Raw genomic sequence first — 6,498 nt, 5'->3', positions numbered from 1 at the left:
AGAGCCCTAGTCTTCCAAACTAGCTACGCGGGTTCGATTCCCGTCACCCGCTCCATCTCGAATCGACCCCCGGATCCGCCTGGCGGCCCGGGGGTCTTTCGCTGTCTCGACTGTCCCCGAATACCCCGGATGACGACCACCTCGGGCACAAGGACCCCACCCGCTCGGGCATAGGTCACCGCCGCAGCAACTCACTGTGATGCAGGACACATCGAGCGTACCCTGGGGTCATGTCCACGACTCACACCAAAACCCAGCGTCGATGCCCCACCTGCGGGGAATTGTTGTTCCTGCGCCACGACATGACCCATGCCACGAGCGGCCAGGACCGCACCGACGTCATGCTCGTGTGCCGCAACGAGGCCTGCGCCCAGCCGGCCCGGCACCTGAGCACCCAGTACCAGCCCGCGTGACCGCGAGGCGCTAATACCCGGCAATCCTCCCGACGGCCGTAAACCTGTGATGGGTATCACATTTCAAAGTTTCCTACGTTCACCACGACTTTTCCGCTTCGCGAAGTGTGTTATCGCACAACCCTTTGGCCGATCCACAACGGTTGTGTAACGATAGATTCCGCGCGTCGGGGGATGCGCAACCGCTCATACACGAAAGTAAAGGCTCCTATCCCAGTGCTGACAACGAAACGACGTGCTCACCATCGCTCCGGGCGCCGCCTGACCGGTGTGGCTGTCGGCGTGCTTGCTGTGGTTCTCGCATTCCCGAGTGTGGCCAATGCCGTACCCGTCACAGTGATTCCGGGTCTGCCGCCCGTGGATATCCCCGGCCTGACGGTGCAGAAGACCACACCCAAGACCACCCCGAAGCCGCCGACGCTCACTCAGACGCCTAAGTCGACGAAGACGACGCCGAAGACTTCCACCCCGCCGCCTGCACCCAAGCCGTGGATCCCTGCCATCCCCAATGTGCAGACCTCGACCGGGTATGTCGCGCTCGCGATCGATTCCAAGCATCAGATCTACTGGTGGCGCAACGGTAAGTTCCTGCGTCAGATGCCGATCTCCATGGGGTCGAACAAGCACCCCACCCCCAACGGCGTCTACCACACCAAGGAAAAGTACCGGGACATGTACATGGATTCGTCCACGTACGGCGTTCCGATCGACTCCCCCGAGGGCTACCGCACCTACGTGGAGTACGCCACGCGCATGTCGTGGGACGGCATCTTCATCCACGGCGCTCCTTGGTCCGAGGCACAGCAGGGCAACAGCAATGTGAGCCACGGCTGCATCAACATCACCAATGCCAACGCCAAGTGGGTCTACGACAACGTCCCGCAAGGCACCCCCATCGTCGTCCGTGGCACCATCGGTGGCCAGTACACCGGCGACTAGAGACGCGTCCGCCCACCGCCCACCGCGGTGGCACGCATAGAGCCCGGTCCACTCGGACCGGGCTCTATGCGTATCGGAACATCGACCGGCATCAGGCCGGCCACACACAGTCAGGGCAGCAGCAAGTCAGGGCAGGGGGCTCTCCCCAGCATCGAGTTCTCCGACGAGCCCTCGTGTCCGGACCCGCTCGATGGCCCGCATCTTGTTCACGGCGTCGAGCGCGGCCACCTTGTAGCCCTCGGCAAGCGTCGGATAGTTGAACACCGCGTCGACCAGATAGTCGATGGTGCCGCCCAGACCCATCACCGTCTGCCCGATGTGCACGAGTTCGGCGGCGTTGCTGCCGAAGGCATGTACACCGAGCAGGGTCCGTTCCTCCGCGTGTACGAGAAGTTTGAGCAGGCCGTACGAGTCGCCCATGATCGCACCGCGCGCCAGTTCCCGGTACCGTGCCACGCCGACTTCGAAAGGCACATTCGACGCGGTGAGCTGGTCCTCGGTGCGGCCCACGAAACTGAGTTCCGGGATGGCGTAGATCCCGATCGGCTGCAGGTCGTCGTCCACGACGCCGACAGGTTCACCGAAGGCGTGGTAGGCCGCCCGCCTGCCCTGCTCCATGGAGGTGGCGGCCAGGGCCGGAAAGCCGATGACATCGCCCACCGCGTAGATGTGCCCGACCTCGGTGCGGTAGTGCTCGTCGACCTTGAGCCGACCACGCGAGTCGGCGGTCAGGCCCGCCGCCTCGACGTTCAGCTCGTCACTGACGCCCTGTCGGCCGGCCGAGTACAGCACGGTGTCCGCCGGGATCACCTTTCCCGATTCGAGAATCGTGAGCGTACCCGAGGGATGGCGTTCGACGGTCCTGACCGACTCCCCGAACCGGAAGGTGACTCCGCGGTCACGTAGCTGATACTGCAGCGATTCCACGATCTCCCGGTCGCAGAAGTCCAGCATCGCCGGCCGCTTCTCGATCACCGTCACCTTGCTGCCCAGGGCGGCGAACATCGACGCGTACTCGATCCCGATGACACCGGCGCCGACCACCACCATCGACGACGGCACACGGCTCAGACCCAGGATCTGATCGGAGTCGACGACGGTCTCGCTGTCGAAATCGACACTCGGCGGCCGCGCCGGACGTGTTCCCACCGCGATGACGAAGTGATCGCCGCGGACGCGTTTCAGGTCACCGGTCGCGTCCTCGACGGTGATCTCGTTGGGCCCGACGAAGGATGCGCTGCCGACGAACATCGTGACGGAGTTGCGGGCGAGCTGATGCTGGATGACGTCGATCTCCCGGGACACGACGTGATCGGTGCGCGCTGCCAGGTCGGTCACGGTGATATCTGATTTGAGCCGGTACGAATCCCCGTACAGCTCACGCTGATTGAGGCCCGTCAGATAGAGAACGGCCTCCCGCAACGTTTTCGAGGGAATGGTGCCGGTGTTGATGCAGACGCCGCCCATCATGTGTTTTCGTTCGACGATAGCCGCACGCTTTCCGAGCTTGGCCGCGGCGATCGCCGCCTTCTGCCCTGCCGGGCCCGACCCGATCACTACCACGTCAAATTGATCCACTATGGTCTACTCCGCCTCACCGATGGGACTTGTGTCCCGACGATCCTATGGTCAGGACGTAGGTCCGACGTGTCCGTAAGGAAAATTTCGTTCGACGTCCGTGAACAGATTCGTATATTTCGTCATTCTCCGGCTGTGTGAGCACCGTGACTCCTACAACACATTCTGGCTCGGCAGTACCCTTGGACACTTTCGGGATACGTGTGGCCCGACGGTGCGTTTACACATATGTAACGTTTAAACAACCTCGGCCGGAGCATGCGGCGGCCGAGAAATCGCAAGGAGAATATCGTCATGGCTTTCGCACGTATCCGTGCTCGTTTCCAGTCCGCGGGCTACCGCAACCTCTACAGCAAGATCGCGCGGATCCCCAGCCAGTCGCAGCGCGATGAACTGCTCATCATGGCCCAGCGCGCCGAAGCCCGCTGACCTCCGCATTCATATCCGGACCCGCTCACTGCTGACATGCCGGGCACCAGAACAGGTTCCGCCCGTCGAGGACACCATGCGCAATGGTGGTTCCGCAGATCCGGCAGTCCTCGCCGGACCGTCTGTATACGTAGGTGCGCGGCCGGTCCGGCGCGTACGACGGTGCACCATGATCGTCGGCGGGACGCATCACATGAATCCGGCCTTTCCGGACCCCCACCCGCATCAATGACACGAGATCGGCCCAGAGTGCGTCGAACTCGTCTCGCGTGATGCGGGTGCCCTGCGTATACGGGTCGATACCGGCCCGAAAAAGGACCTCGGCCCGGTAGACGTTCCCGACTCCGGCGATCACCTTCTGATCCATGAGCAGTGCTCCGATGGGACGAGTGGACTTGGTGATCGCGCGCAATGCCCGCTCGGGCTCGGCGCCACGGCGCAGCGGATCCGGTCCGAGCCGGGCGATCAGCGCGTCCAGATCGGCCGGCGTATAGATCTGGCAAGCCGTCGGCCCGCGCAGGTCCACTCCGATGTCGGCGGCTTCGATCCGCATCCGCACCTGGCCTACCGGCGGTGCCATCGGCGACGCCTGCTCGCTGAATGCCCCGTACAGGCCGAGGTGGACGTGGATCAGTCGTTCACCGCGTTGCGTCCGGGCGGTCTGCCGGTACCGCTGGATCAGGTGCTTTCCCCAGGCCTCGGCTGTGTAGAAGACCATTCCGTCGACAAGTGCGGCGCCCTCGGCGAAACGTCCTTGGGGGCTGGTCACCGCAACCGTCTTGCCTCCGAGCAGCTTGCGCTGCCGGTTGGCCAGACGGTGCAGTGTATGACCTTCGGGCATCGGGAGTGACCCGGTGCGACCGTCAGGCCTGCGGAACTTCCGGTGCCTGCCCGGTTCGCTCGTACTCGGCAAGGATGTCGATGCGACGCTGGTGCCGCGGCTCGTCCGACCAGGGCGTCGCGACGAAGGCGTCGACGATCGCGAACGCCTCCTCGACCGAATGCATCCGCCCGCCGAGGCCGATCAATTGTGCGTTGTTGTGCTGACGGGCCAGTTGCGCGGTCTCCACACTCCAGGCCAGGGCGCAGCGCGCGCCGGGAACCTTGTTGGCCGCGATCTGCTCACCGTTGCCGCTGCCGCCGAGCACGATGCCCAGACTGCCCGGATCGGCGACGGTCCTGGCGGCGGCGTCGATACAGAATGCGGGGTAGTCGTCGAGGGCGTCGTAGACGTGGGCCCCACAGTCGATGACCTCGTGGCCGGCGGCCTTGAGGTGGTCGGCGATCTGGTTCTTGAGTTCGAATCCGGCATGGTCGGCACCGAGGTAGACACGCATGGGGTCGACTATAGAGCGCCACCACCGCCCGGCCGAAAACGTCTCCTCCACCTCGGTGGGCACCGGGGTGGAGGAGACGACAGCGCGAACTCAGTCGAACTCGGGCGACTCGTGGCGGCTTCGCTTGAGCTCGAAGAAGTGCGGGTACGACGAGAGCGCGACAGCACCGTCCCACACCACGCCGGCGGTCTCGCCGCGCGGAATCCGCGACAGCACCGGCCCGAAGAACGCGACCCCGTTGATGTGGATGGTCGGCGTGCCCACGTCGTCGCCCACCTTGTCCATGCCTTCGTGGTGGCTGGTGCGGATCGTCTCGTCGAACTCGGTTCCGTCAGCCGCACCGGCGAGCGCCGGATCGAGGTCGAGGGCGGCCAGAGACTCGGCGATGACAACGTCGAAGTCCTTGTTACCCTCGTTGTGCAGGCGCGTGCCCAGCTCTGCGTACAGCGGGGCGAGGATCTCGTCACCGCGCTCTGCGGCGGCAGCGGCGAGCACCCGGACCGGACGCCACGCGTTCTTGAGTGCCTCGCGGTACTCATCGGGGATGTCCTTACCCTCGTTGAGCACGGCCAGGCTCATGATGTGGAAGTTCACGTCGATCGGCCGCACCTTCTCGGCCTCCAGGATCCACCGCGAGGTGATCCAGCACCAGGGACAGAGGGGATCGAACCAGAAGTCCACACGATCTCGTGACGACATTGACGCGGTGTCCTTTCGACGCTGCTGTATCCAACGGAACGGTTCAACCCCGACCAACGCCACGTGATTCCGCGCCGGGCGAAATCCAATGCCCAACCGGCACCGGACACGGACACTAAGCTGGCCAGGGTGACCGCTCCCAATCTGACCAGAGACCAGGCCCGCGCCCGCGCGGCGATCATCGATGTCGCCCACTACGCCATCGACCTCGACCTCACCGACGGCTCCGGTGCGCCGGGCGAGAAGACGTTCGCCTCCACCACCACCGTGCGTTTCACCGCGACCGCGGGTGCGAGCACCTTCATCGATCTCGTGGCCCCTGAGCTGGTGTCGGCGACACTCAACGGCGCCCCCGTCGACGTGAGCGGGTTCGACGAATCGGTGGGACTGACGCTGAACGATCTGGCCGCCGAGAACGAGCTGACCGTCGTCGCCAACTGCGCCTACTCCAACACCGGCGAGGGACTGCATCGCTTCGTCGACCCCACCGACAACGCCGTGTACCTGTATTCGCAGTTCGAGACCGCCGATGCCAAGCGTATGTTCGCGTGCTTCGATCAGCCCGACCTGAAGGCCACGTACTCGGTGACGGTCCTCGCTCCGGCCGACTGGAAGGTGATCTCGAACGGGGCCACCGTCGAAGTCGCCGACGGTAAGCACGTCTTCGCCGAGACCGCTCCGATGAGCACCTACCTGGTGGCCCTCATCGCCGGCCCGTACGCCGAATGGACGGACACCTACACCGACGAGCACGGCAGCATCCCGCTGGGCATCTACTGCCGCGGCTCGCTGGCCGAGTTCATGGACGCAGACCGGCTGTTCACCGAGACCAAGCAGGGTTTCGCCTTCTACCACAAGAACTTCGGCATTCCGTACGCCTTCGGCAAGTACGATCAACTGTTCGTTCCCGAATTCAATGCGGGCGCGATGGAGAACGCGGGCGCTGTCACTTTCCTGGAGGACTACGTCTTCCGGTCTCGTGTCACCAAAGCCCTGTACGAGCGCCGTGCCGAGACCGTCCTGCACGAGATGGCGCACATGTGGTTCGGCGACCTGGTCACCATGGACTGGTGGGATGACCTGTGGCTCAACGAGTCCTTCGC

At 64.3% G+C, this 6,498-nt stretch carries 8 protein-coding genes; 4 read left to right on the top strand and 4 right to left on the bottom strand.

Going from position 1 to position 6,498, the window contains the following annotated elements; all coding sequences use genetic code 11:
• Window positions 1-230 precede the first annotated feature (230 nt).
• Entirely contained in the window at window positions 231-413 is a 183-nt protein-coding gene (locus Q0627_RS07695) for a hypothetical protein (RefSeq protein ID WP_291020547.1), read from the top strand.
• 174 nt (window positions 414-587) lie between these two features.
• Window positions 588-1,352 carry a L,D-transpeptidase gene (locus tag Q0627_RS07690; RefSeq protein ID WP_291020545.1) on the top strand — a complete coding sequence of 255 codons (765 nt, stop codon included), beginning with the start codon at window positions 588-590 and terminating at the stop codon, window positions 1,350-1,352.
• Between the two features lie 126 nt (window positions 1,353-1,478).
• Here Q0627_RS07690 and sthA read toward each other — a convergent pair whose 3' ends face one another.
• Window positions 1,479-2,930, bottom strand: a complete 1,452-nt coding sequence (sthA, locus tag Q0627_RS07685) for a Si-specific NAD(P)(+) transhydrogenase (protein WP_291020543.1) — start codon at window positions 2,928-2,930, stop codon at window positions 1,479-1,481.
• Between the two features lie 294 nt (window positions 2,931-3,224).
• On the opposite strand from sthA, the gene Q0627_RS07680 reads away from it, so the two are divergent.
• The gene (locus Q0627_RS07680) at window positions 3,225-3,359 is read left to right on the top strand and encodes a hypothetical protein (RefSeq protein WP_291020541.1); all 135 of its coding nucleotides are present in this window, start codon (window positions 3,225-3,227) and stop codon (window positions 3,357-3,359) included.
• A 25-nt stretch (window positions 3,360-3,384) separates the two neighbouring features.
• Here Q0627_RS07680 and Q0627_RS07675 read toward each other — a convergent pair whose 3' ends face one another.
• The 3 genes from Q0627_RS07675 to Q0627_RS07665 all read right to left on the bottom strand — a co-directional run bounded on the left by Q0627_RS07675 (window position 3,385) and on the right by Q0627_RS07665 (window position 5,395).
• Window positions 3,385-4,200, bottom strand: a complete 816-nt coding sequence (locus tag Q0627_RS07675; protein WP_298808835.1) for an Fpg/Nei family DNA glycosylase — start codon at window positions 4,198-4,200, stop codon at window positions 3,385-3,387.
• 22 nt (window positions 4,201-4,222) lie between these two features.
• Window positions 4,223-4,696 (bottom strand): ribose-5-phosphate isomerase, encoded by a 474-nt coding sequence (locus Q0627_RS07670; RefSeq protein ID WP_291020538.1) that lies wholly within the window; start codon window positions 4,694-4,696, stop codon window positions 4,223-4,225.
• Window positions 4,697-4,786: 90 nt separating this feature from the next.
• Window positions 4,787-5,395, bottom strand: a complete 609-nt coding sequence (locus tag Q0627_RS07665; RefSeq protein WP_291020536.1) for a DsbA family protein — start codon at window positions 5,393-5,395, stop codon at window positions 4,787-4,789.
• A gap of 129 nt (window positions 5,396-5,524) precedes the next feature.
• On the opposite strand from Q0627_RS07665, the gene Q0627_RS07660 reads away from it, so the two are divergent.
• Window positions 5,525-6,498: M1 family aminopeptidase (locus tag Q0627_RS07660; protein ID WP_298808833.1), on the top strand; the 974-nt coding region annotated here is incomplete at its 3' end.

The organism is uncultured Gordonia sp. (genome assembly GCF_937858515.1).
In the GTDB taxonomy this organism is placed as follows: Bacteria; Actinomycetota; Actinomycetes; order Mycobacteriales; family Mycobacteriaceae; genus Gordonia.
The sequence above is the reverse complement of the archived record's forward strand: the minus strand, read 5'-3'. Positions and strand labels throughout refer to the sequence as shown.

What these genes read in the sequence shown, in the direction of transcription:
- Q0627_RS07695 (WP_291020547.1), top strand. Translation starts at nt 231, where the DNA reads ATGTCCACGACTCACACCAAAACCCAGCGTCGATGCCCCACCTGCGGG.
- Q0627_RS07690 (WP_291020545.1), top strand. Translation starts at nt 588, where the DNA reads ATGCGCAACCGCTCATACACGAAAGTAAAGGCTCCTATCCCAGTGCTG.
- Q0627_RS07680 (WP_291020541.1), top strand. Translation starts at nt 3,225, where the DNA reads ATGGCTTTCGCACGTATCCGTGCTCGTTTCCAGTCCGCGGGCTACCGC.
- Q0627_RS07675 (WP_298808835.1), bottom strand. Translation starts at nt 4,200, where the DNA reads ATGCCCGAAGGTCATACACTGCACCGTCTGGCCAACCGGCAGCGCAAG.
- Q0627_RS07670 (WP_291020538.1), bottom strand. Translation starts at nt 4,696, where the DNA reads ATGCGTGTCTACCTCGGTGCCGACCATGCCGGATTCGAACTCAAGAAC.
- Q0627_RS07665 (WP_291020536.1), bottom strand. Translation starts at nt 5,395, where the DNA reads ATGTCGTCACGAGATCGTGTGGACTTCTGGTTCGATCCCCTCTGTCCC.